Genomic DNA, 23,097 nt, shown 5'->3' on the forward strand with positions numbered 1-23,097 from the left:
ACGAGTGGTCAGATGCCGACGACGAGCGCGCCGCCGTTGACGGGGATGGTCTGGCCGGTGATGAAGGAGCCCGTGTCGGCGGCGAGGAAGGCCACCACCTCGGAGATCTCCGACGGTTCGGCGAGGCGCCCGATGGGCACGGCCGCGACCTCGGCCTCGTAGTTGGAGTCGGGCACCATGCGGGTGGCGACGGCCCCGGGGGCCACGGCGTTGACCATGATCCGCTCGCTCGCGAACTCCCGGGCGAGGGTCTTCATCAGCCCGAGCTGGGCGGCCTTGGAGACCATGTAGCCGTAGGAGTGCCCGTCGGGAACCTGGCCCCACTGCGACGAGATGAAGATGACGCGTCCCGCCCCGCTCGCGCGCAGGTGCGGCAGGGCGGCCCGGGTCAGGTACAGCGGTGCGCGGACGTTGACCGCGAGCAGCCGTTCGAAGTCGGCGTCGTCGGTCTCGGCGAGGCCCGTCATGGAGAACATCAGCCCGGCGTTGTGCACCAGGACGTCCAGCCCGCCCAGCACCCCGGCGGCGCGGGAGACCAGGTCCTCGGCGCGGTCGCGTGCGGTGATGTCCGCGGTGAAGGGTTCCGCCCGCCCGCCGGCCGCCCGGACCTCGGCGACCGTGCGGTCCAGCGCGTCGGCGTCCAGGTCGGCCAGGGCGAGGGCCGCGCCGCGGGCGGCGAGCGCGAGGGCGTGGGTGCGGCCCATGCCGCGGGCGGCACCGGTGATCAGGGCGCTGCGGCCGGCCAGCGAGCCGGCGGCGGGGGCGCTCACGCCCGCGCCCGGTGCGGCTCGGTGATGTACAGCATGTTGCCGTCCGGGTCGTAGAACGGCCGGTAGCGGTACCACACGCCCGACGGGTGGTTCCAGACGATCTCCTTGTCGGTGACCCACTCGACCCGGCCGTCCAGTGCGGCGTACGCGGCGTCGAGGTCGTCCACCTCGAAGGCGAACGAGTCGAGGCCGGGCGGGTTCTCGGCGTTGACCTCGGTGCGGCGCGGGGCGTGCTCGCCCGCCTCGGAGGCGAACAGGTAGAGCGTCACGTTGCCCAGGTCGATGGCGGCCCACTTCTCCTCGGGCACGTACGGCAGGTGGAAGGGCAGTCCCAGGACGCCGTGGTAGAAGTCCACGAGCCGTTGTACGTCGTGGGTGAGGATGTCCGTGTTGTCGATGCGCTTGAGCTGAAGCACTGCTCGCTCCTCGGGTCGAAGTGCTCGGTCGTTCGGGTCGGTTGACGCGGGTGCCGGGTCAGTCGCCGTTGGCGCCGGTCCGGTTGCCGTGGGTGCGGCAGGGCGGGCCGGCGTGGATGTCCAGCCGGCGGGTGGTGAAGTCGATGCGGACGGCGGCCAGGGTCTGGAAGGCGTCGTCTCGTCCCTCGGGGGCGTGCACGCACACGCCTCCGCCGTGGTCGGCCAGCGCCGCCAGCGCCTGCGCGGGGGTCAGGTCCCGGCCGCGCCCGTGCAGGGCCCGGCGCAGCACCTCGTAGCGCACGAGCGTGTCGGGGTCGGTGCGCGGCTCGGTGTCACCGCCCGCGCCGGGGCGGCTCAGGAAGTGGTTGGTGTGCAGCAGCAGCCCGTCGGGGTCCGGCAGCACGTGCCCGGGTCCGTCGGGCCACAACTCGGCGGCCACCGCACTGCGTCCGGCCCGCCGCCCGCCGACGACGGTGATCGTGGTGGACGCGGAGGTCCGCGCGCCGCCGATGATCCGCAGCCCGTCGGCGACGGTGCCGGCCTCGTCGAGCAGCCGGCGTGCGACGACGTGCACGGGGACGCCGTGGGCGCCGGTGTCGGCGCGGTGGTGGAGGATGTTGAACAGGCAGCCCACCCCGCGGTCGTTCACGCCGATCTTGCCGACGATCCCGTACTCGGTGAGTGTCGTGGTGCGCCCGCCGCCGGCGTGCGGGATCTCCCACTCCAGCCAGTTCGCCGCGAGGCCCGCGTACCAGTCCCAGTTCTGCGCGGCCACCGGTTCCTCGTCGCCGTCGCGCAGCGCGACGACCGTCGAGCACTCGCCCCCCGCGCGGGTGCTCGCGAGGATCTCGGTACGGGCGTTGACCGCCGCGACGGTCTCCACGGGCAGGGCGGCGCCCTCGGCGATGCCCCGGATCTCGGAGGCCAGGTGCGGGGCCCAGGCCTCGACGGCGGCCAGCGCGCGGGCCCCGGGTCCGGACAGGTCCCGCACACCGGCGTGGGCGAACAGCTCCCGGTAGCCGTCGGCGGTGGCGGCCACCCGTTGGCGCCAGGTCTCGCCGAACTCCCTTCCGCGCTCGCGCGGTTCGACCGCGGTCGAGACGAACCGGGTGTGGGTGCCGGTGCCGGTGCCGCTCACCGGTCCACCGCCGGGGCCGGGGCGGAGGGCGGCGGCAGCAGCGGGTGCGCATACGCGGTGACGTCGGCGAGCGGGGCGGTCCAGGCCCGCCCGTCCCCGGCCACGGCCCCGACGAGCCGGGCGAGTTCGGCGAAGCGCTGCGGCCGGCCGATCACCGAGTCGTGGCCGAATCCGCGCTCGGTCAGCAGGTCGAACGTCTCCGGGGTCGGCTCCCAGGAGGCCGAGCGGTGGCCGGCCGGTACGGGCGCACCGGCGGCGGTGAGCGCGGCCGGTCCCTTCTCGATCCCGGCCCGCTGCTCGGCCGCGGACACCTTGTCGCCGAGCAGGTGCAGATGGCGGGCGTACGCCTCGCCCTCGCCGAGCCGTCCCGCCTCCGCGTCCACGTCGAAGGTGAACGACACGGCGGCCCCGGCTCCGGAGGGCCGGGCGAAGTCGGTCCCGGACGGGATGGGGGGCGGGGCGGGTGCGGGCAGCGACATGGTCTGCTCCTTGCGTATCCAGAGATGCGTGGCGCTGCGCATCCGGGCAGTGATGTGCTTCCGGGGATACGCATTGCGTTAAGCCGGGACGCTAGGGCTCGTAATGCGTGAACGCAAGGGGTTGGTGCTGCGTAATGCGAAAAGTTTTACGGCGTTGTGGTGCGCAAAGGTGGAGCGGATGCCCGCCCAGGCCTCGCAATGCGTGGTCCGTGTGCCGTCCGGGCGGCCTAGGATCTGGCCATGACCATCGAACTCGACAGCCTCGACCGGGCGATCATCGCCGAGCTGGAGCAGGACGGACGCCGGGCCTTCCGGGAGATCGCGCGGTCTCTGGACGTCTCCGAGGGCACCGTGCGCAGCCGGTTCCGCCGGCTCGAGGACGGCGGCATCCTCAAGATCACCGCCTTCGCCGACCCGGGCCGCTTCAGCACCGCCCGGCTGGCGCTGCTGTTCCTCAAGGTCGCGCCCGAGCACCACGACCACGTCGTAACGGAGCTGACGGCGTGCGCCGAGGTCAGTTACGTCTCCACGACGCTCGGCAGGGCCGATGTCTTCGCCCAGGTCCTCACCGCCGACGACACCGAGCTGTGGAGGTTCCTCCAGGAGCGCGTTCGCCCCCTCGACGGCGTGATCGAGACCGAGTGCATGCTCGAGGTCGCCGTGCACAAGCTGTGGTTCGACAAGAACGGCTCCGCCGGAGGCGCCGCACGACCCCAGTCCCGCGCGGCAGCGCCGCTCGGGCCCAGGGCTCTGAACGAGAGCCCCTAGTGCTGCACTAGCTCCGCCGCAGCAGCCGCGTCGCGCCCGCCGCCACCGTCGTTGCCAGGGTCCAGCCGAGCAGGACCAGTGCCGCGGCGAGCCACTGCCAGCCGCCGCGCAGCTGCCACTCGCCCGCCTGGCCCAGGTCGACGACCGGCAGCAGCAGGTCCAGGGCGAACAGGGCGGGGTTCCACTCCGGGTGGCCGCCGGGGTCGGCCGGGGGCGGGCCCGCGCGCGCGAAGGCGAGCGAGCCGGCCGCCCACAGCACCGCCATCCACACCGCGGCGCGGCCCGGCCGGTACCCGTAGGCCACCGTCCAGTCCTGGAGGTAGCCCACGAGCTTGGCGGCGAGCGGCAGGGTCTCGCGGCGGCGGCGCTGCTTGGCGAGCAGCACCTCGCGCGCGTCCACGTCCTCGCCCGCCTCCCGCAGTACGGCGGCCAGGCGCTCGTACGGCTCCGGGTTGTACTCGGCGGTCGCCGCCGCCACCCAGTTCAACCGCTCGGTCAGCGGGAACGGGCCCTGCGGCACCAGGTTCTCGTAGGCGAAGCCGCCCATGTGCAGGCTGCCCGGCGCGGGCCAGCTGCTCGCCCGGTCGACGAGGGTGACGACCCGCGCCCCGGACAGCAGCACCTGCCCGCGCGGCGGCCGCTCCCCGAGGAAGCGCAGCTCCGGCGTCTGCACCCGGCGCAGCGACAGCACCTGCTCGTCGGTGAGGGTGAAACGGGCCCGCTCCAGATCGACCGCGTCACCGAACCGCCCGTCGTCCAGACGCACCCCGCCCCGGCACTCGAAGGGCTGAATCCGCGTCCCGTGCGCGGGCGTCACCCCGCTCAGCGGTCCGCCGACGCCCGCCGGGGTGAGGTACAGCGTGCGCTCCACCGTGAGCTGCGGCGCGTTCAGCGCGAACCGCTCCCGCGGGTTGGCGAGCCGCGCCCCGCGCAGGCTCAGCGACACGCCGATCTTCGCGCTGCGCAGGCTGAACTCGCCGTACGACTCCAGCAGCTCCGCCTGGAGGTCCTGGCCCACCGTCATCCCGTCGGCGGCGATCGAGCGGCCGGCGCGGTCCCGGTGCACGACCGCCTGGTTGAGGAGCAGGTCCGTGCCGATGTGCGCGTCGGTCAGCCGTATCCCGCCGGTGAACCGGCAGCGCGGCAGATGCAGGTCGCCCTCGGTGCGCACGCGGGCCGCCTCCAGCCGCGGCACCGAGCAGTCCACCAGCCGCACGGTGGTGAAGTGCGCCTCCGGCAGCAGGACCTCCTGGTCGAACCGGCAGCCGTTCAGCTCCATGTACGGCAGCACCGCGCCCCCGGCGAGGTCCAGGGCGCCCGTGACCCGCAGGCCGCGGAGCTTCAGGGACGACACGCGCCCGGCGAGCGCGGGCGGCCCGTCCAGGAGCAGCCAGCAGACGACGCGCGCCCGCACGGTCCGCTCGGGCCCCCACGGCTGCCCGCCGTGCGGATCGTCCACCACGGCGTCGCCGCTGCGCAGGTCGTACACGCTGCCGTTGCGGAAGGCCTGCCACATTCCCGCCTCGGTGGCGGTCAGGTCGTCGGACAGGTCACCGGAGTCTAAGCCGGCCCCCTCGGCCACGATCCTCCCTCCCTCCCCGGCTACTCGCTGGTTGACTACGCTTCGTACAACCGGTCATGCCCGATCGGTGACGCTCTGAACACGAAATGTGAAGGGGACCTTCCGTGTTCCGTACCAGCCACTGGTACGGCGTTCTGTATCAGCCACTGATACGGACGGACGGTGCCCGCGCGCGGTCTGAGAGAATTGACACCGTGATCTCCCGAATCGATCTGCGCGGCGACGCCCTCCCCGAGGGACCCGCCCTGCGCGACCTGCTGCCCCGAGCCGACTTCGACGTCTCGGCCGCCCTGGAGAAGGTGCGCCCGATCTGCGAGGCCGTGCATCATCGCGGCGACGCGGCGCTGATCGACTTCGCCGAGAAGTTCGACGGCGTACGTCTGGAGTCGGTGCGGGTCCCGGTCCAGGCGATCGAGGACGCGCTGGAGAAGCTCGACCCGGACGTGCGCGCGGCCCTGGAGGAGTCCGTCCGGCGCGCCCGGCTCGTCCACCGCGAGCAGCGCCGCGCCACGCACACCACCCAGGTGGTGCCCGGCGGCTCGGTGACCGAGAAGTGGGTGCCCGTCGAGCGCGTCGGGCTGTACGCGCCGGGCGGCCGGTCGGTCTACCCGTCCTCCGTGGTCATGAACGTCGTGCCCGCCCAGGAGGCCGGCGTCGAGTCGATCGCGCTCGCCTCGCCGGCCCAGGCCGAGTTCGGCGGGCTGCCGCACCCGACGATCCTCGCCGCCTGCGCCCTGCTCGGCGTCGACGAGGTGTACGCGGCGGGCGGCGCCACCGCCGTGGCGATGTTCGCCCACGGCACCGAGTCCTGCGCGCCCGCCAACATGGTCACCGGCCCCGGCAACATCTGGGTCGCCGCCGCCAAGCGCTACTTCACCGGCAAGATCGGCATCGACACCGAGGCCGGCCCCACCGAGATCGCGATCCTCGCGGACGCCACCGCCGACCCGGTGCACGTGGCCTCCGACCTGATCAGCCAGGCCGAGCACGACCCGCTGGCCGCCGCCGTCCTGGTCACCGACTCCGTGGAACTCGCGGACGCGGTCGAGAAGGAGCTGGAGCCGCAGGTCGCGGCGACGAAGCACATCGAGGACCGGATCCGCCCGGCGCTGTCCGGCAAGCAGTCCGCGATCGTCCTGGTCGACGGCCTCGACGAGGGCCTGAAGGTGGTCGACGTCTACGGCGCCGAGCACCTGGAGATCCAGACGGCCGACGCGGCGGCGGTCGCCGACCGGGTGCGCAACGCCGGAGCGGTCTTCGTCGGCCCCTGGGCGCCCGTCTCGCTCGGCGACTACGCGGCCGGTTCCAACCACGTGCTTCCCACCGGCGGCTGCGCCTGCCACTCCTCGGGCCTGTCCGTCCAGTCCTTCCTGCGCGGCATCCACATCGTGGACTACACCCGGGACGCCCTCGCCGAGGTCGCCCACCACGTGGTGACGCTGGCGGAGGCGGAGGACCTCCCGGCGCACGGCGCGGCGATCAAGGCGAGGTTCGGCTGGAAGGTACCGACGAGCAAGTGAGCGGCAAGTGAGCTTCGGAATCGACGATCTTCCCGTACGGGACGAGCTGCGCGGCAAGTCCCCTTATGGCGCGCCCCAGTTGGACGTCCCCGTACGGCTGAACACGAACGAGAACCCCTACCCGCTGCCCGAGCCGCTGGTCGAGCGGATCGCCGAGCGGGTGCGCGAGGCCGCCCGCAGCCTCAACCGCTATCCCGACCGGGACGCGGTGGAGCTGCGCACCGAGCTCGCCGGGTACCTGACGAGGACGGGCGGCCACCGGGTCGGCGTCGAGAACGTCTGGGCGGCCAACGGCTCCAACGAGGTCATCCAGCAGCTGCTCCAGACCTTCGGCGGTCCGGGCCGCACCGCGATCGGCTTCGAGCCCTCGTACTCCATGCACGCGCTCATCGCGCGCGGCACGGGCACGGGCTGGATCTCCGGGCCGCGCCGCGAGGACTTCACGATCGACCTCGCCGCCGCCGAGCGGGCGATCGCGGAGCACCGCCCGGACGTCGTCTTCGTGACCACCCCCAACAACCCCACCGGCAACGCGGTGTCGCAGGAGACGGTCCTCGCGCTGTACGAGGCGGCGCAGGCGGCCAAGCCGTCCATGGTGATCGTGGACGAGGCGTACATCGAGTTCAGCCATGGCGCCTCGCTGCTGCCGCTGCTCGAGGGCCGGCCGAACCTGGTCGTCTCCCGCACCATGTCCAAGGCGTTCGGCGCCGCCGGTCTGCGCCTGGGCTACCTCGCGGCGCACCCGGCGGTCGTGGACGCCGTGCAGCTGGTCCGGCTGCCGTACCACCTCTCGGCGGTCACGCAGGCGACGGCACTGGCCGCCCTGGAACACACCGACACGCTGCTGGGCTATGTCGAGCAGCTGAAGGCCGAGCGGGACCGGCTGGTCGGCGAACTGCGCGCGATCGGCTACGACGTGACCGAGTCGGACGCCAACTTCATCCAGTTCGGGCGGTTCGAGGACGCCCACACCGCCTGGCGGCGGATCCTGGACCGGGGCGTCCTGGTCCGGGACAACGGCGTACCGGGATGGCTGCGGGTCACCGCGGGAACGCCTAAGGAGAACGACGCGTTCCTCGACGCGGTACGGGAACTGAAGAAGGAACAGGAGCAGAGCGGATGACTCGCGAGGGACGCGTCGGAAGGGTCGAGCGCACCACCAAGGAGACCTCGGTCCTGGTCGAGATCGACCTCGACGGCACCGGCAGGACCGACATCGCCACCGGCGTCGGCTTCTACGACCACATGCTCGACCAGCTCGGCCGGCACGGTCTGTTCGACCTGACCGTGAAGACGGACGGCGACCTGCACATCGACTCCCACCACACCATCGAGGACACGGCCCTCGCGCTGGGCGCCGCCTTCAAGCAGGCGCTCGGCGACAAGGTGGGCATCTACCGCTTCGGCAACTGCACGGTCCCGCTGGACGAGTCCCTCGCCCAGGTCACCGTCGACCTGTCCGGCCGCCCGTACCTCGTGCACACCGAGCCCGAGAACATGGCGCCGATGATCGGCGAGTACGACACCACGATGACCCGCCACATCCTGGAGTCCTTCGTCGCCCAGGCGCAGATCGCGCTGCACGTGCACGTGCCCTACGGGCGCAACGCGCACCACATCGTGGAGTGCCAGTTCAAGGCCCTGGCCCGGGCGCTGCGGTACGCGTCCGAGCGCGACCCGCGCGCGGCCGGCATCATCCCCTCCACGAAGGGCGCGCTGTGACCGGTCTGTCCACCCTGCTGATCGTCGTCGGCCTGTTCCTGCTCGGCGGCATCATCTCCTTCGTCAAGCAGCAGATGCCGAAGAGCCTCGTCGTGCTGCTGTCCATCGGCGCGGCGATGTGCCTCGTCGCGGGCGTGATGCGGCTGGAGGTGTGGAATTGAGCACCGGCGCGAAAAGGGTGGTCGTCTTCGACTACGGCTTCGGCAACGTCCGCTCCGCCGAGCGGGCCCTCGCCCGCGCGGGAGCCGACGTCGAGATCACCCGCGACTACGACGCGGCGATGAACGCCGACGGTCTGCTGGTGCCGGGCGTGGGGGCGTTCGCCGCCTGCATGCGGGGCCTGAAGGACGTGCGCGGCGACTGGATCATCGACCGCCGGCTGTCCGGCGGGCGCCCGGTGATGGGCATCTGCGTCGGTATGCAGGTCCTCTTCGCGCGCGGCATCGAGCACGGGGTGGAGGCCGAGGGCCTGGACGAGTGGCCCGGCACGGTCGAGCCGCTCCAGGCGGACATCGTGCCCCACATGGGCTGGAACACCGTTCAGGCGCCGGCCGGCTCGGAGCTGTTCGCCGGCCTGGACGCGGACGCCCGCTTCTACTTCGTGCACTCCTACGCCGTCCACGACTGGCGGCTGGAGACCCACAACCCGGCGCTGAACGCCCCCAAGGTGACCTGGGCGACGCACGGCAAGCCCTTCGTGGCCGCCGTGGAGAACGACGCCCTGTGGGCCACCCAGTTCCACCCCGAGAAGTCCGGCGACGCCGGAGCGCAGCTGCTCACCAACTGGATCGGAACCCTGTAGAGACATGGCCAAGCTCGAACTCCTCCCCGCCGTCGACGTCCGCGACGGCCAGGCCGTGCGCCTCGTGCACGGCGAGTCCGGCACGGAGACCTCGTACGGCTCTCCGCTGGAGGCCGCCCTGGCCTGGCAGCGCGCGGGCGCCGAGTGGCTGCACCTGGTGGACCTGGACGCCGCGTTCGGCACCGGCGACAACCGCGAGCTGATCTCCGAGGTCGCCAAGGCCATGGACATCAAGGTGGAGCTGTCCGGCGGCATCCGCGACGACGACACCCTCGCCGCCGCCCTGGCCACCGGCTGCACCCGCGTGAACCTCGGCACCGCCGCCCTGGAGTCCCCCGAGTGGGTCGCCGAGGTCATCGCCCGGCACGGCGACAGGATCGCGGTCGGCCTGGACGTACGGGGCACCACGCTGCGCGGCCGCGGCTGGACCCGCGACGGCGGCGACCTGTACGAGACGCTGGAGCGCCTCGACAAGGAGGGCTGCGCGCGCTACGTCGTCACCGACATCGCCAAGGATGGCACCCTTCAGGGCCCCAACCTGGAGCTGCTGAAGAACGTCTGCGCGGCGACCGACCGCCCGGTGGTGGCGTCGGGCGGTGTCTCCTCGCTCGACGACCTGCGGGCGCTCGCCGGCCTCGTGCCGCTCGGTGTCGAGGGCGCCATCGTCGGGAAGGCCCTGTATGCGAAGGCGTTCACCCTGGAAGAGGCCTTGGAGGCAGTGGCGTCATGACGTCGGAAGCCGTACGGCGCGTGCAGAGCGGAAGTCCTTGGGAAGAGACATTCGGTTACGCGTGCGCCGTAGCGGCGGGCGACCGGGTCCTGGTGGCCGGCACGACGGCCTTCAAGGGCCGTGTGCTGTACGGGGAGGGCGATCCGTACGAGCAGGCGAAGGTCGCGTTCACCAGCGCGCTGGAAGCGATCGCCGAGTTCGGACTGGGCCCCGGGGCGGTGGTCCGGACCCGGCTGTACCTGACCCATCTGCGGGACGTGGACGAGGTGGGCAGGGCCCACAAGGAACTGTTCGACCTGGTGCGTCCGGTCTCGACCCTGCTGGTCGTCGAGGGCTTCGTGGATCCGCGCATCCTGGTCGAGATCGAGCTAGAGGCATACAGAGGAGCCGTGGATTCATGACCCTGGCGGTCCGAGTCATCCCCTGCCTGGACGTGGACGGCGGCCGGGTGGTCAAGGGCGTCAACTTCCAGAACCTGCGTGACGCCGGCGACCCCGTCGAGATGGCCAAGGTGTACGACTCCGAGGGCGCCGACGAGTTGACGTTCCTGGACATCACCGCGTCCTCGGGCGACCGGGAGACGACGTACGACGTGGTGCGCCGCACCGCCGAGCAGGTGTTCATCCCGCTGACGGTGGGCGGCGGCGTCCGCACCACCGAGGACGTGGACAAGCTGCTGCGGGCGGGCGCGGACAAGGTGGGCGTCAACACGGCCGCGATCGCCCGCCCGGAGCTGATCCGGGAGATCGCCGAGCGCTTCGGCCGCCAGGTGCTGGTCCTGTCGGTGGACGCCCGCCGCACTCCCTCCGGGAGCTTCGAGGTCACCACCCACGGCGGCCGCCGGGGCACCGGCATCGACGCGGTGGAGTGGGCGCACCGGGCGGCGGAGCTGGGCGCGGGCGAGATCCTGCTCAACTCGATGGACGCGGACGGCACGAAGGACGGCTACGACCTGGAGATGATCGCGGCCGTCCGCAGGCACGTGACGATACCGGTGATCGCCTCGGGCGGCGCCGGCAAGCTCGCCGACTTCCCTCCGGCCGTAACTGCGGGCGCGGACGCGGTCCTTGCCGCCTCGGTCTTCCACTTCGGCGACCTGCGCATCGGCCAGGTCAAGGAGGCACTGCGCGGGGCGGGACACCCCGTTCGGTAGCCCGAGACAGCATGGCCCCGGTCGCCCCGTAGCGGCCGGGGCCTTCTCGTGCCGATACGCGAAAGAGAAGTTGCGCAATTCCTGTTGTGCAACTTTCCTTTCGTATCTATGGTGGGTGCATGCCACGCGAGGAGAACCGGAAAGTCACCGATCTGGGCACGCTCAAGGCGCTCGCCCATCCATTGCGCATGAAGCTCTACCGGCTGCTGTTCGTGGCCGAGGCGGCGACCGCCTCACACCTGGCCGAACAGGTGGACGAAGCCGTGTCCCTGGTCAGCTACCACCTGCGCAAGCTCGCCGAGCACGGTCTGATCGAGGCGGCCGAGCCGCGCAGCGGGGACGCGCGGGAACGCTGGTGGCAGCCGGCCTCGGACGGCGTCTCCATCCGCGACGAGGACTTCCGGGACGCGCCGGAGAAGGTGACGGCGCACCTCGCGGCCTCCCGGCTCTTCCTGGAGCAGCGCGTCGAGATGTACCGCACCTACCTCGACGAGCGCCTCCACTGGGGGCGGGAGTGGAACGACGCCGCGTTCGACTCGGAGTCGCTGCTGCGGCTGACGGCCGCCGAACTGGCCGAGCTCAAGAAGGACGTGCACGACCTGTTGACGAAGTACGACGAGCAGGGCCGGGCCCGCGAGGCGGCCGGCGAGACCGAAGGGCGCGAACACGTCGCGCTGCACACGTACGCCTTCCCGTTCCGCGTCTGAGAGAGGTCACCGCCTTGACCACCGCGTCTGCGATATCCGCCGGCGAACGTGCAGCCGAGCGCCCCGCCCACCGCGACGGCAACGTCCTGCGCTGGCTCGCCGCCTACACCGCCTCGATGATGGGCGACAACGTCTACTACCTCGCCCTGTCCTGGGCGGCCATCCGTGCCGGGTCACCCGCGCAGGCCGGAGTGGTGATGGCGGTCGGCGCGCTGCCCAGGGCGCTGCTGATGCTGGGCGGGGGAGTGATCGCCGACCGGCTCGGGCCGCGCAGGGTCGTGATCGGCAGCGACGCCGTACGCTGCGCCGCCGTCCTGGCGGTGGCCGCCCTGCTGTGGCTCGCCAGCCCCGGCCTGTGGCTGCTGGCCCTGCTCGCCCTCGTCTTCGGCACCGTCGACGCCGTGTTCATGCCCGCGGTGGGCGCCCTGCCCGCGCGGGTGACGAGCCGGGACCAGCTCGCGCGCGTGCAGGGCATGCGGGGGCTGGCGATCAGGTTCGCGAGCGTCGTCGGCGCCCCGCTCGGCGGCCTCGGCGTCGCACTCGGCGGAGCCGCGGCGGCGTTCGGGTGCGCCGGACTGCTGATCGCCGTGTCCCTCCCACTGCTGCTCTCCGTACGGATCCGGGACCTGCCGCAGGACGACGCCGCCGGCACCGCCGACAGCACCCCCTGGCGCGACCTGGTGGCGGGCCTGCGCTACATCCGCCGCCACCGTGTCCTCGGCCCGCTGATGCTGGCCATCGTCTTCGGCGACCTCGGCTTCGTCGCCCCCCTCAACGTGGGCCTGGCCCTGCTGGCCGACCAGCGCGGCTGGGGCGCCTCCGGGATGGGCTGGGTACTGGCGGGATTCGGCACGGGGGCGGGCGCGGCCTCCCTGCTGCTGGCGGTGCGCGGCCGGCTGCCGCACGCCGGACACGTGGCCGCGTACATGATCCTGGCCGGCTCCGTGGCCATCGGTGCCCTCGCCTTCGTCCCGAGCGTCGTCGCCGCCGCCTCGGTGGCCGTACTGATCGGCCTCCTCGTCGGACTCAGCGGCGCCCTGTGCGGCGCACTGCTGCAGACCCAGACCGATCCGGCCTACCTCGGGCGGGTCACCGCCGTGGGCGGCCTGATCAGCCTCGGCTTCGCCCCGCTCAGCATGCCGCTGTCGGCCGCCGCGATCGGGGCCTGGGGGACCGGCCCGGTGTTCGTCGTCAGCGCGGCGGTGTGCGGTCTGGGCGGGGTCGTGGCCCTGGCCGCCCCCGCCCTGCGCCGCGCCGAACTGCCCCGCTGACCCCGCCGGAGCGGCGCGGCGGGGTTCAGAGCCCCAACTGCTTGGTCTCCGACAGCTTGGTGATCGCGTCCTGGTCGCCGACCGTCTCGACCCGGGCCGTGCCCTGCCGGCCGAACGCGAACAGCAGCAGCTCCGACGGCTCGCCCGTCACCGTCACCACCGGCGTGCCCCGGTGCGCGACGGCCGTCCGACCGTCGGGGCGGCGCAGGACCAGGCCGGTGGGGATGCCCCGGCCCAGCAGCCGGGCGGTGCGCTCCAGCCGGGACCACAGGGTCTCCTGGAAGACCGGGTCGAGTTCGCGCGGCGTCCAGTCGGGCTGGGCGCGTCGCACGTCCTCGGTGTGGACGTAGAACTCGACGGTGTTGGCCGCCTCGTCGATCTGCTTGAGCTGGAAGGGTGAGAAGCGGGGCGGGCCGGTACGGATCAGCTGGATCAGCTCCTCGTACGGCTTCGCCGCGTACTCCTCCATCACCTTCTGGAGGCGGGGCGCCAGCGGCTTGATCAGCACACCCCCGGCCGCGTCGGGACGCCGCTCGCGCACCACCACGTGCGCCGCCAGGTCCCGGGTGAGCCACCCCTCGCAGAGGGTGGGCGCCTCAGGGCCGGCGGTCTCCAAGAGATCGGCGAGAAGGAGCCGTTCACGCTTGGCAAAGGTCGACATGTGGTCAGCCTACGACCACGCAGCGAGTCCGCCCACCCGTCGACCGGCCACCCCGGGCGCCGAGCCGCCCAAGGGCCGGGCGCCCGAAAAGCCCCCGTCGCGCCACGTCGCTCAGCCAGTGGAACGCCGCCCCGGACGCCGGTCCCGCGCGGCACAATGGCACCCATGACCAGCACGCCCGGTACGCCCACGCCCAGCAGCCTCGACCAGGAGATCGCGCGCCGCCTCAAGCGCAGCGCCGACGGGCTCCTGCCCGCCATCGCCCAGCAGTACGACACCGGCGAGGTACTGATGCTCGGCTGGATGGACGACGAGGCGCTGCACCGCACGCTGACCACCGGCCGCTGCACCTACTGGTCGCGCAGCCGCCGGGAGTACTGGGTCAAGGGCGACACCTCCGGGCACGTGCAGCACGTCAAGTCCGTCGCCCTGGACTGCGACGCCGACACCGTGCTGGTCAAGGTCGACCAGGTGGGCGCCGCCTGCCACACCGGCGACCGCACCTGCTTCGACGCCGACGTCCTGCTGAAGGACGCCGGTTCCGGCGCGCCGGCCCAAGGTCAGTAGGGTCAGCCGCCATGGACCTCGAGACGTTCCGCAAACTCGCCACCGACCGCCGCGTCATCCCGGTCACCCGCAAGCTCCTCGCCGACGGCGACACCCCGGTCGGGCTCTACCGCAAGCTCGCCGCCGAGCGCCCCGGCACCTTCCTGCTGGAGTCCGCGGAGAACGGCAGTACGGCGTACACCTGGTCCCGGTACTCCTTCGTCGGCGTCCGCAGCGCCGCCACCCTCACCGAGCGCGGCGGCCAGGCCCACTGGCTCGGCGCCCCGCCCGTCGGCGTCCCCGCCGAGGGCGACCCGCTCGCCGCGCTGCGCACCACCGTCGAGACCCTGCACACCCCCCGCGACCTGGCCCACGACCTGGGCCTGCCGCCCTTCACCGGAGGCATGGTCGGCTACCTCGGCTACGACATCGTGCGCCGACTGGAGAAGATCGGCCCCGGTGAGCGCGACGACCTGCGGCTGCCCGAGCTGACCATGCTGCTCACCTCCGAGCTCGCGGTCCTCGACCACTGGGACGGCACGGTCCTGCTGATCGCCAACGCGATCAACCACAACGACCTGGACACCGGCGTCGACGAGGCGTACGCCGACGCCGTGGCCCGCCTGGACGCCATGGAGGCGGACCTGTCCCGCCCGGTCGTCCAGCCGCCCGCCGCGCTGCCGCCCTCCGAACTGCCCGAGTACACCTCGCTGTGGGGCGGCGAGGACTTCCAGGCGGCCGTGGAGGACGTCAAGGAGCGCATCCGCGCGGGCGAGGCCTTCCAGGTCGTCCCCTCGCAGCGCTTCGAAACGCCGTGCACGGCGAGCGCGCTGGACGTCTACCGGGTGCTCAGGGCCACCAACCCCTCGCCGTACATGTACCTGTTCCGGTTCCCCTGCGGGGACGGAGACGCCTTCGACGTCGTCGGGTCCAGCCCGGAAGCCCTGGTGAAGGTCGAGGACGGGCGGGCCATGGTCCACCCCATCGCCGGCACCCGGCCGCGCGGCGCCACCCCGCAGCAGGACCAGGCCCTCGCCGAGGAACTGCTCGCCGACCCCAAGGAACGCGCCGAGCACCTGATGCTCGTCGACCTCGGGCGCAACGACCTGGGCCGGGTCTGCGAGCCGGGCTCCGTGGAGGTCGTCGACTTCATGTCCGTCGAGCGGTACTCGCACGTCATGCACATCGTCTCCACCGTGACCGGACGGGTCGCGGCGGGCCGCACCGCCTTCGACGTGCTGACCGCCTGCTTCCCGGCCGGCACCCTGTCGGGCGCGCCGAAGCCGCGGGCCATGCAGATCATCGACGAACTCGAGCCGTCCCGGCGGGGGTTGTACGGCGGCTGCGTGGGCTACCTGGACTTCGCCGGCGACTCCGACACCGCCATCGCCATCCGCACCGCCCTGCTGCGAGACGGCACCGCCTACGTCCAGGCGGGCGCCGGCGTCGTCGCCGACTCCGACCCGGTGGCCGAGGACACCGAGTGCCGCAACAAGGCGGCGGCCGTGCTGCGGGCGGTGCACACCGCGAACCGGCTGGGACAGTAGGGCGTTTCTCACGTCCGGCACATGAACCCCGGATGACACGGCGCCCGCGGTCCGAGCGATAGTGGAGTACGTGACTGCCCTACCTCACCCCCGTTCCGAAGCCGCCGCACCCGCCCGGTCCGGCCGCCGCAGCCTCGCCGTCGCCCTGCTGTGCGGCGCGCTCGGCGCGGCCGTGGCGCTGCTCGCCACCCGGCAGCGCTGGGCGGAGGGCACCGCGACGGTGGCCGGCGGCGCCTTCCCGCTGACCGCCAAGGGCAGCGAGGTCACGGGCGTGCCCGCGGCGCTGGCCATAGTGGGCCTGGCCGCGCTCGTCGCCGTCTTCGCCGTCCGCCGCTCCGGCCGCGTCCTGGTCGCCGTGCTGCTCGCGCTCTCCGGCGCGGGCACGGTCGCCGCCGCCCTGCTCGGCGCCACCGACGGCGGCGCCCTCGACGAGAAGGCCGCCCAGGTCTCCGGCGACACCGCCGCGACCGCCGCCGCGCTCAGCCACACCGGCTGGCCCTACGTCGCGGCCGTCGGCGGGGCGCTGCTGCTCCTGGCGGGCCTGCTCGCCCTGCGCTACGGCCGCCTGTGGCCGGCCATGTCCGGCCGCTACGAGCGCTCCGGCGCCCCCCGCACCCGCGCGACCCGCCCGGTCGACCCCGACCGCCCCGAGGACCTGTGGAAGGCCCTCGACCGGGGCGAGGACCCGACCGGCTCCGGACCCGCCTGACCGCCGCCAGGCCGGGGCGCGCTTCGCGCCGGGCCCGGACGGCGGTCGCGAGGAGCCACCCCCGCTCACGTCGGGTGCACGGGTACGGGACAATGGAGCCGAGCGTCCGGCTCAGACAAGAACACAGCAACGAGGAGCAAGTCATGGCGGGCAGCAGCCACGGTCACACCCCGGCCGCCTGGACCGGTGTCATCATCGCCTTCATCGGTTTCTGCGTCGCGGGCGCCTTCATGGTGATGGCCCAGCCGGTCGGCTTCTGGGCCGGCATGGGGATCGTGCTCGCCGGCGGCGTCGTCGGCGGCATCATGCGCATGATGGGCCTCGGCCAGAAGAACGAGCACCCGGTGCACCAGGTCGGCCCGCGCGAGCCGGCCCGCGCCGAGAGCTGAGGTCCGCACGGGGCGGACCCGTACCATTCGACAGCCCAAGGGGCGGCCCGGTGCCGCCCCTCGCGCGTGAGTGACCGGTCCGGGGCAGAATGCGAGGCGTGAATCCCGACAGCCGGAGGGTGACGCACGGCCGGACGCCCGTACCCCGCCCGCGGCGCACCCAGGACGCCCCCGCCCTTCCCCCGCACGCCACGGCCGTGCTCAGGCGGCTCGCGGTCCCGGCCGGGGTCCTGACCGCCGTCGCCGGCGCCTTCGCCTACGTCGGGGCCGTGGACCCCAACCAGCCCGGCCACTACCCGGTCTGCCCCCTGCTGCGCTACGCCGGTCTCTACTGCCCCGGCTGCGGCGGGCTGCGCGGCGCCCACGCCTTCATCCGCGGCGATTTCATGACGGCCCTGCACGACAACGCCCTGGCCGCCGTGGGCTATCCGGTCTTCGCCGTGGTGTGGACGCTGTGGGTCCTGCGCGCCGTGCGCGGGCGGCCGCCGCGCCTCGTGCTCGGGACGGCGCACCTGTGGAGCCTCGGCGCCCTGCTGCTGGTGTTCACCGTTGCCCGGAACCTGCCGTTCGGCGGCTGGCTCCATCCTTGATCGGGCCCGGTATGTCCAGGTAGTGGGACCGCCGTCGACCGGATGCGAGGTCGGCGCCCGCCTCCGGATACCATCGCAGTAACCACCGGTTCCACCCGCCTGATCGGTTCGCGGCGGACCGCCGGAGGCCGTTCGACCCGCTGGAACAGTCCACCGTCTGGAAGGGGGCCGCTCGCGTGAGTGTGCTCGACGAGATCATCGACGGAGTCCGTGCCGACCTTTCGGAGCGGCAGGCGCGCGTCAGCCTCGACGAGCTCAAGGAGCGCGCGGCGAAGGCGCCCGCGGCCAAGGACGGGGCCGCCGCGCTGCGCGGTGACGGCGTCAAGGTGATCTGCGAGGTCAAGCGCTCCAGCCCGTCCAAGGGAGCACTGGCCGCGATCGCCGACCCGGCCGGGCTCGCCGCGGACTACGAGGCGGGCGGCGCCTCCGTCATCTCGGTGCTGACCGAGCAGCGCCGCTTCGGCGGCTCGCTGGCCGACCTGGAGGCGGTCCGCGCGCGCGTGGACATCCCGGTCCTGCGCAAGGACTTCATCGTCACCTCGTACCAGCTGTGGGAGGCCCGGGCCTACGGCGCCGACCTCGCCCTGCTGATCGTCGCCGCCCTGGACCAGCCGGCCCTGGAGTCGCTGATCGAGCGCGCGGTGTCCATCGGGCTCACCCCGCTCGTCGAGGTCCACGACGAGGAGGAGGTCGAGCGCGCGGTGGACGCGGGCGCCAAGGTGATCGGCGTCAACGCACGCAACCTGAAGACGCTCGAGGTCGACCGCGACACCTTCGAGCGGGTGGCCCCGGAGATCCCGGACGGCCTCGTCAAGATCGCCGAGTCCGGCGTGCGCGGCCCGCACGACCTCATCGCCTACGCCAACGCCGGCGCCGACGCGGTCCTGGTCGGCGAGTCTCTCGTCACCGGCCGCGACCCGAAGACGGCGGTCGCCGACCTGGTGGCGGCCGGCGCGCACCCGGCGCTGCGGCACGGGCGGAGCTGAGCGAGCCGCTCACCCGAGTGGCCGTACGCCGGTAGAGTGTGCCCCGATGACCCTCCCGATCGCCGAACCCTTCCGGGACCCGTACGCCCGCCTCGCGCGCGGCTGCCGGCCCCGTGGCTGCCGCGCGCCCGCACGCCGTGTGCACGGCCGCAGGGTGCGGTACGTCATCGGTGACGAACCGGGCCAGGTCAACGGCATGCGATGGCGTCGCCCGCGTGCGCGCCACCAGCGGTGAGCTGAGCCGAGTCGTCCGGCCCCGGGCCGGACGCCCCGCCCTTGCCGCTCCCGGCCCGTGCCGCCGTACCGCGACCGCGGTCCGCCCGCCGGCCGAGCGGCCCGCCCGCTGACGCCCGTGCCCGCACACCCGGAGCACGGCACGCGCACGCGACCACCGTGACCTCAGACCCACCGATCCCGGGGCAGACGCCCCTGTGAGGTATCCGCATGCCCAGCGAGTTCTTCATTCCCGACCCGGAGGGCCAGGTGCCGAGCGCCGAGGGCTACTTCGGCGCGTTCGGCGGCAAGTTCATCCCGGAGGCGCTCGTCGCCGCCGTGGACGAGGTCGCCGTCGAGTACGACAAGGCGAAGGCCGATCCCGAGTTCGCCCGCGAGCTCGACGACCTGCTCGCCCACTACACCGGCCGTCCCAGCGCCCTCACCGAGGTGCGCCGCTTCGCCGAGCACGCCGGCGGCGCCCGTGTGTTCCTCAAGCGCGAGGACCTCAACCACACCGGCTCCCACAAGATCAACAACGTGCTCGGTCAGGCCCTGCTCACCAAGCGGATGGGCAAGACCCGGGTGATCGCCGAGACCGGCGCGGGACAGCACGGCGTCGCGACCGCGACCGCCTGCGCGCTCTTCGGTCTCCAGTGCACGATCTACATGGGTGAGATCGACACGGAGCGGCAGGCCCTGAACGTGGCCCGGATGCGCATGCTCGGCGCCGAGGTCGTCGCCGTGAAGTCCGGCAGCCGCACCCTGAAGGACGCCATCAACGAGGCGTTCCGCGACTGGGTCGCCAACGTCGACCACACCCACTACCTGTTCGGGACGGTCGCGGGACCGCACCCCTTCCCGGCGATGGTCCGCGACTTCCACCGGGTCATCGGCGTCGAGGCGCGCCGCCAGCTGCTGGAGCGCGCCGGGCGCCTGCCCGACGCGGCCGTCGCCTGTGTCGGCGGCGGCTCCAACGCCATCGGCCTCTTCCACGCCTTCATCCCGGACACCGGCGTCCGCCTCATCGGGTGCGAGCCCGCGGGGCACGGCATCGAGAGCGGCGAGCACGCGGCCACCCTGACCGCGGGCGAGCCCGGCGTCCTGCACGGCTCCCGCTCCTACGTCCTCCAGGACGACGAGGGCCAGATCACCGAGCCGTACTCCATCTCCGCCGGCCTCGACTACCCGGGCATCGGCCCCGAGCACTCCTACCTCAAGGACTCCGGCCGCGGCGAGTACCGCGCGATCACCGACGACGCGGCCATGCAGGCGCTGCGCCTGCTGTCGCGGACCGAGGGCATCATCCCGGCGATCGAGAGCGCGCACGCGCTGGCCGGCGCCCTGGAAGTGGGCCGGGAACTGGGCGAGGACGGACTGATCGTGGTCAACCTCTCCGGCCGCGGCGACAAGGACATGGACACCGCCGCGCGCTACTTCGGCCTGTACGACACCGACGCCGAGGTGGCCGCCGACGAAGCCGACACCGCCGAGATCGAGGGGGACGCCAAGTGAGCGGGACCGCATCGACCGGTGGACAGGGCCGGCTGCTGGCCGACACCCTGGCCGCCGCCAAGGCGGAGGGCCGGTCCGCTCTCATCGCCTATCTGCCGGCCGGGTTCCCGACCGTGGACGGCGGCATCGAGGCGATCAAGGCCGTGTTCGACGGCGGCGCCGACGTCGTCGAGGTCGGGCTGCCGCACAGCGACCCGGTACTGGACGGTCCGGTCATCCAGACCGCGGACGACATCGCGCTGCGCGGCGGAGTCAGGATCGCGGACGTCATGCGGACGGTGAAGGAGGCCCACGCGGCCACCGGCAAGCCGGTGCTCGTCATGACGTACTGGAACCCGGTCGACCGCTACGGCGTCGAGCGGTTCACCGCGGAACTCGCCGAGGCGGGCGGCGCCGGCTGCATCCTGCCGGACCTGCCGGTCCAGGAGTCGGCCCTGTGGCGGGAGCACGCCGAGAAGCACGGCCTGGCGACGGTGTTCGTCGTCGCGCCCAGCAGCAGGGACGAGCGGCTCGCCGAGATCACCGCGGCCGGCTCCGGATTCGTCTACGCCGCCTCCCTGATGGGTGTCACCGGCACCCGTGAGTCGGTGGGCACGCAGGCCCAGGACCTGGTGGAACGCACCCGGGCCACTGGTAGCGGCCTGCCCGTCTGCGTCGGCCTCGGCGTCTCCAACCGCGCCCAGGCCGCCGAGGTCGCCGGCTTCGCCGACGGCGTGATCGTCGGTTCGGCCTTCGTCAAGCGGATGCTGCAGGCCCCGGACCCGGCGGCCGGCGTCGAGGCGGTCCGCGCCCTCGCGGGCGAGCTGGCGAGCGGCGTGCGCGGACAGGCGTAACGGCGGGTCGCGGCACATCCTTCGATCGCCCGAACGGGTGGTCCTGGCACCGGGGAGGCGCAATGCGCCTCCCCGGTTCGTTCAGGGGGTGTGAGCGAGAAGAACCATCAGGGAAAGCGCATCGCCCGGCAGCGGCTGGCGGCCGAGCGCGAGAAGCAGAAGGCCACGGAGAGGCGACGGCGCACGCTGATCGTGGCCGCGACCGTCGTGTGCGTCCTGGGCCTGGCGGCGGTGATCGGCGTGGTGGCCGCCAACTCCGGCAAGCACAAGAGCAGCAGCGCGGGCCCGGTCGTGGCGCCCTCCGGCGCGCGGGGCAAGGACAGCCTGGCGATCCCGGTCGGCCAGGACGGAGCCAAGTCGACGCTCACCGTGTGGGAGGACTTCCGCTGCCCGGCCTGCCAGGCCTTCGAGACGATGTACCGGCCGACGGTCCACGAGCTGGCCGACGCCGGCAAGCTCAAAGTCGAATACCACCTGGTCAGACTGATCGACGGCAACCTCGGGGGCACCGGCTCCCTGCGCTCGGCCAACGCGGCGGCCTGCGCCCAGGACGCCGGCAAGTTCCCCGCCTACCACGACGTGCTCTACCGGAACCAGCCCAAGGAGTCCGACGACGCCTTCGCCGACAACGGCAAGCTCATCCAGCTCGCGGGCAAGGTGAGCGGCCTGAACAGTCCGGCCTTCGACAAGTGCGTCCGCGACGGCACGCACGACAGCTGGGTCGACAAGTCCCACCAGGCCTTCCAGGCCGGCGGCTTCTCGGGCACCCCGACCGTCCTGCTGAACGGGAAGAACATCCTCCAGGACCAGACGATGACCCCGGCGAAGCTGAAGCAGATGGTGGAGGCGGCCGACCGCAAATGAGTGAGGCGCGAGCCGCCCGTTATGGACCCGTAGCCGGGCTGCTCGCCTTGGCCGCGCCCCGGCTGCGGTAGCGTCGACCCTGCCATGGAACTTGCCTACATCCCCAGCCCGTCGCGCGGTGTGCTGTACCTCGGTCCCATTCCGCTGCGCGGCTATGCCTTCAGCATCCTCGTCGGTCTCTTCGTCGCCCTCTGGATCGTCGACCGCCGGTGGGTCGCGCGTGGTGGTAAGAAGGGCACCGCCTGGGACATCGCCGTCTGGGCCGTCCCGTTCGGCCTGCTGGGCGGTCGCCTGTACCACGTGATCACCGACTACGAACTCTATTTCGGTGAAGGCCGGAACTGGGTCAACGCCTTCAAGATCTGGGAAGGCGGACTCGGTATCTGGGGAGCCGTCGCGCTGGGCGCGCTCGGTGCCTGGATCGGCTGCCGGCGCCGGGGTATCGCGCTGCCGCCGTATGCCGACGCCGTGGCTCCCGGGCTGGCGATCGCGCAGGCGTTCGGGCGCTGGGGCAACTGGTTCAACCAGGAGCTGTACGGGCGGGAGACGGACCTTCCGTGGGCCCTGCACATCACGTCCTCGGCGGACGGCCGGGTGCCGGGGTACTACCACCCGACGTTCCTGTACGAGTCGCTGTGGTGCGTCGGCGTCGCGCTGCTGGTGTTCTGGGCGGACCGCCGGTTCAAGATGGGTCACGGAAGGGCGTTCGCCCTGTACGTCGCCGCGTACTGCGCGGGCCGGTTCTGGATCGAGTACATGCGGGTCGACGAGGCCCACCACATCCTGGGCCTGCGGCTGAACAACTGGACCGCGTTGATCGTCTTCATCGCGGCCGTGATCTACATGGTCCTCTCGGCCCGGCTCCGGCCCGGCCGGGAAGAGACCGTCGAGCCGGACGCCCCGGACGGCACGGACGCCACGGACGGCGGCACGCAGGACGCGGAAGAGGGCACAGGCGCGGAGGGTCTTCTCGTACTGGACAAGGACGCTCCGGAGACCGCGAGCGAGGGAACGTCCACTTCCGGTCAGGACGCAGTGGCTGATGAGGCTCCGGTGATGTCAGGGGAGAAGCAGCAGAAGCCCCGCTCGTAGAGCAGCCGGCCTGCCGAACGCACAGGCGTGGCCGCCGGGCCGAATGGAGTTCTGGTCCTGTGGTTCCCGGTCGGGCCTGCTGCCGCCCGGCACC

At 72.7% G+C, this 23,097-nt stretch carries 28 protein-coding genes; 22 read left to right on the top strand and 6 right to left on the bottom strand.

From position 1 onward, the window contains the following. Positions 1-8: 8 nt before the first annotated feature. Genes ACWC91_RS36900 through ACWC91_RS36915 form a run of 4 tightly spaced genes read right to left on the bottom strand, consistent with a single transcriptional unit; the run spans position 9 to position 2,803 of the window. Positions 9-770 (bottom strand): SDR family NAD(P)-dependent oxidoreductase, encoded by a 762-nt coding sequence (locus tag ACWC91_RS36900; protein ID WP_225074253.1) that lies wholly within the window; start codon positions 768-770, stop codon positions 9-11. Next, positions 767-1,186, bottom strand: a complete 420-nt coding sequence (locus ACWC91_RS36905; RefSeq protein ID WP_225074252.1) for a VOC family protein — start codon at positions 1,184-1,186, stop codon at positions 767-769. The genes ACWC91_RS36900 and ACWC91_RS36905 overlap by 4 nt, the downstream gene beginning before the upstream one ends. Positions 1,187-1,244: 58 nt before the next feature. Then, positions 1,245-2,324 carry a C45 family autoproteolytic acyltransferase/hydolase gene (locus ACWC91_RS36910; protein ID WP_450642772.1) on the bottom strand — a complete coding sequence of 360 codons (1,080 nt, stop codon included), beginning with the start codon at positions 2,322-2,324 and terminating at the stop codon, positions 1,245-1,247. After that, entirely contained in the window at positions 2,321-2,803 is a 483-nt protein-coding gene (locus ACWC91_RS36915; protein ID WP_450642771.1) for a hypothetical protein, read from the bottom strand. The genes ACWC91_RS36910 and ACWC91_RS36915 overlap by 4 nt, the downstream gene beginning before the upstream one ends. A gap of 240 nt (positions 2,804-3,043) precedes the next feature. On the opposite strand from ACWC91_RS36915, the gene ACWC91_RS36920 reads away from it, so the two are divergent. Further along, entirely contained in the window at positions 3,044-3,571 is a 528-nt protein-coding gene (locus tag ACWC91_RS36920; protein ID WP_450642769.1) for an Lrp/AsnC family transcriptional regulator, read from the top strand. Between the two features lie 7 nt (positions 3,572-3,578). On the opposite strand, the gene ACWC91_RS36925 is transcribed toward ACWC91_RS36920, so the two are convergent. Further along, positions 3,579-5,153 carry an oxidoreductase gene (locus ACWC91_RS36925; RefSeq protein WP_450642767.1) on the bottom strand — a complete coding sequence of 525 codons (1,575 nt, stop codon included), beginning with the start codon at positions 5,151-5,153 and terminating at the stop codon, positions 3,579-3,581. Positions 5,154-5,347: 194 nt separating this feature from the next. Here ACWC91_RS36925 and hisD point away from each other — a divergent pair, with 194 nt between their 5' ends. The 10 genes from hisD (at position 5,348) to ACWC91_RS36975 (ending at position 13,058) form a co-directional block, all read left to right on the top strand. After that, positions 5,348-6,673, top strand: coding sequence for a histidinol dehydrogenase (hisD, locus tag ACWC91_RS36930; RefSeq protein WP_450642766.1), 1,326 nt, complete (start codon positions 5,348-5,350; stop codon positions 6,671-6,673). Positions 6,674-6,680: 7 nt separating this feature from the next. After that, positions 6,681-7,796, top strand: coding sequence for a histidinol-phosphate transaminase (locus ACWC91_RS36935; RefSeq protein WP_225074246.1), 1,116 nt, complete (start codon positions 6,681-6,683; stop codon positions 7,794-7,796). Next, complete coding sequence (gene hisB, locus ACWC91_RS36940; protein ID WP_225074245.1) at positions 7,793-8,395, top strand: imidazoleglycerol-phosphate dehydratase HisB; 603 nt, start codon at positions 7,793-7,795, stop codon at positions 8,393-8,395. The genes ACWC91_RS36935 and hisB overlap by 4 nt, the downstream gene beginning before the upstream one ends. Further along, positions 8,392-8,556, top strand: a complete 165-nt coding sequence (locus ACWC91_RS36945) for a hypothetical protein (protein ID WP_225074244.1) — start codon at positions 8,392-8,394, stop codon at positions 8,554-8,556. Before hisB ends, ACWC91_RS36945 begins: the two co-directional genes overlap by 4 nt. Further along, positions 8,547-9,197 (top strand): imidazole glycerol phosphate synthase subunit HisH, encoded by a 651-nt coding sequence (gene hisH / locus ACWC91_RS36950; RefSeq protein ID WP_376503426.1) that lies wholly within the window; start codon positions 8,547-8,549, stop codon positions 9,195-9,197. Before ACWC91_RS36945 ends, hisH begins: the two co-directional genes overlap by 10 nt. A gap of 4 nt (positions 9,198-9,201) precedes the next feature. Beyond that, positions 9,202-9,927 (top strand): bifunctional 1-(5-phosphoribosyl)-5-((5-phosphoribosylamino)methylideneamino)imidazole-4-carboxamide isomerase/phosphoribosylanthranilate isomerase PriA, encoded by a 726-nt coding sequence (gene priA, locus ACWC91_RS36955; protein WP_225074242.1) that lies wholly within the window; start codon positions 9,202-9,204, stop codon positions 9,925-9,927. Beyond that, positions 9,924-10,328, top strand: coding sequence for a RidA family protein (locus ACWC91_RS36960; RefSeq protein WP_450642763.1), 405 nt, complete (start codon positions 9,924-9,926; stop codon positions 10,326-10,328). The genes priA and ACWC91_RS36960 overlap by 4 nt, the downstream gene beginning before the upstream one ends. Continuing rightward, complete coding sequence (hisF, locus tag ACWC91_RS36965; protein WP_225074240.1) at positions 10,325-11,080, top strand: imidazole glycerol phosphate synthase subunit HisF; 756 nt, start codon at positions 10,325-10,327, stop codon at positions 11,078-11,080. The genes ACWC91_RS36960 and hisF overlap by 4 nt, the downstream gene beginning before the upstream one ends. Before the next feature lie 119 nt (positions 11,081-11,199). Beyond that, positions 11,200-11,787, top strand: a complete 588-nt coding sequence (locus ACWC91_RS36970) for an ArsR/SmtB family transcription factor (RefSeq protein ID WP_225074239.1) — start codon at positions 11,200-11,202, stop codon at positions 11,785-11,787. 14 nt (positions 11,788-11,801) lie between these two features. After that, positions 11,802-13,058 carry an MFS transporter gene (locus ACWC91_RS36975; RefSeq protein WP_225074238.1) on the top strand — a complete coding sequence of 419 codons (1,257 nt, stop codon included), beginning with the start codon at positions 11,802-11,804 and terminating at the stop codon, positions 13,056-13,058. 25 nt (positions 13,059-13,083) lie between these two features. Here the strand turns inward: ACWC91_RS36975 and ACWC91_RS36980 are convergent, their stop codons facing one another. Beyond that, positions 13,084-13,719 carry a TIGR03085 family metal-binding protein gene (locus ACWC91_RS36980; protein WP_141361816.1) on the bottom strand — a complete coding sequence of 212 codons (636 nt, stop codon included), beginning with the start codon at positions 13,717-13,719 and terminating at the stop codon, positions 13,084-13,086. A 165-nt stretch (positions 13,720-13,884) separates the two neighbouring features. On the opposite strand from ACWC91_RS36980, the gene hisI reads away from it, so the two are divergent. The 11 genes from hisI to lgt all read left to right on the top strand — a co-directional run bounded on the left by hisI (position 13,885) and on the right by lgt (position 23,003). Then, positions 13,885-14,286, top strand: a complete 402-nt coding sequence (gene hisI / locus ACWC91_RS36985) for a phosphoribosyl-AMP cyclohydrolase (RefSeq protein WP_450642762.1) — start codon at positions 13,885-13,887, stop codon at positions 14,284-14,286. A gap of 11 nt (positions 14,287-14,297) precedes the next feature. Next, on the top strand, positions 14,298-15,812 hold the full coding sequence (locus ACWC91_RS36990) for an anthranilate synthase component I (protein WP_450642760.1): 1,515 nt from the start codon (positions 14,298-14,300) through the stop codon (positions 15,810-15,812). Between the two features lie 61 nt (positions 15,813-15,873). Continuing rightward, on the top strand, positions 15,874-16,521 hold the full coding sequence (locus ACWC91_RS36995) for a TIGR02234 family membrane protein (protein ID WP_225074235.1): 648 nt from the start codon (positions 15,874-15,876) through the stop codon (positions 16,519-16,521). A 143-nt stretch (positions 16,522-16,664) separates the two neighbouring features. Beyond that, on the top strand, positions 16,665-16,910 hold the full coding sequence (locus ACWC91_RS37000; protein ID WP_141361823.1) for an HGxxPAAW family protein: 246 nt from the start codon (positions 16,665-16,667) through the stop codon (positions 16,908-16,910). A gap of 89 nt (positions 16,911-16,999) precedes the next feature. Then, the gene (locus tag ACWC91_RS37005; RefSeq protein ID WP_450643315.1) at positions 17,000-17,500 is read left to right on the top strand and encodes a DUF2752 domain-containing protein; all 501 of its coding nucleotides are present in this window, start codon (positions 17,000-17,002) and stop codon (positions 17,498-17,500) included. A 176-nt stretch (positions 17,501-17,676) separates the two neighbouring features. Next, positions 17,677-18,486 carry an indole-3-glycerol phosphate synthase TrpC gene (gene trpC, locus ACWC91_RS37010; RefSeq protein WP_141361827.1) on the top strand — a complete coding sequence of 270 codons (810 nt, stop codon included), beginning with the start codon at positions 17,677-17,679 and terminating at the stop codon, positions 18,484-18,486. 46 nt (positions 18,487-18,532) lie between these two features. Then, positions 18,533-18,721 carry a tryptophan biosynthesis modulator TrpM gene (gene trpM, locus ACWC91_RS37015; protein WP_141361829.1) on the top strand — a complete coding sequence of 63 codons (189 nt, stop codon included), beginning with the start codon at positions 18,533-18,535 and terminating at the stop codon, positions 18,719-18,721. A gap of 209 nt (positions 18,722-18,930) precedes the next feature. Next, positions 18,931-20,214, top strand: a complete 1,284-nt coding sequence (gene trpB / locus ACWC91_RS37020; RefSeq protein WP_225074233.1) for a tryptophan synthase subunit beta — start codon at positions 18,931-18,933, stop codon at positions 20,212-20,214. Then, positions 20,211-21,047: a tryptophan synthase subunit alpha gene (gene trpA / locus ACWC91_RS37025; protein ID WP_225074232.1), complete on the top strand. Its 837-nt coding sequence runs from the start codon at positions 20,211-20,213 to the stop codon at positions 21,045-21,047. Before trpB ends, trpA begins: the two co-directional genes overlap by 4 nt. A 90-nt stretch (positions 21,048-21,137) precedes the next feature. Next, entirely contained in the window at positions 21,138-21,911 is a 774-nt protein-coding gene (locus ACWC91_RS37030) for a DsbA family protein (RefSeq protein ID WP_450643312.1), read from the top strand. Between the two features lie 84 nt (positions 21,912-21,995). Further along, positions 21,996-23,003, top strand: a complete 1,008-nt coding sequence (gene lgt, locus ACWC91_RS37035; protein WP_450643311.1) for a prolipoprotein diacylglyceryl transferase — start codon at positions 21,996-21,998, stop codon at positions 23,001-23,003. Positions 23,004-23,097 lie beyond the last annotated feature (94 nt).

It is taken from the genome of Streptomyces sp. NPDC001204 (genome assembly GCF_053598035.1).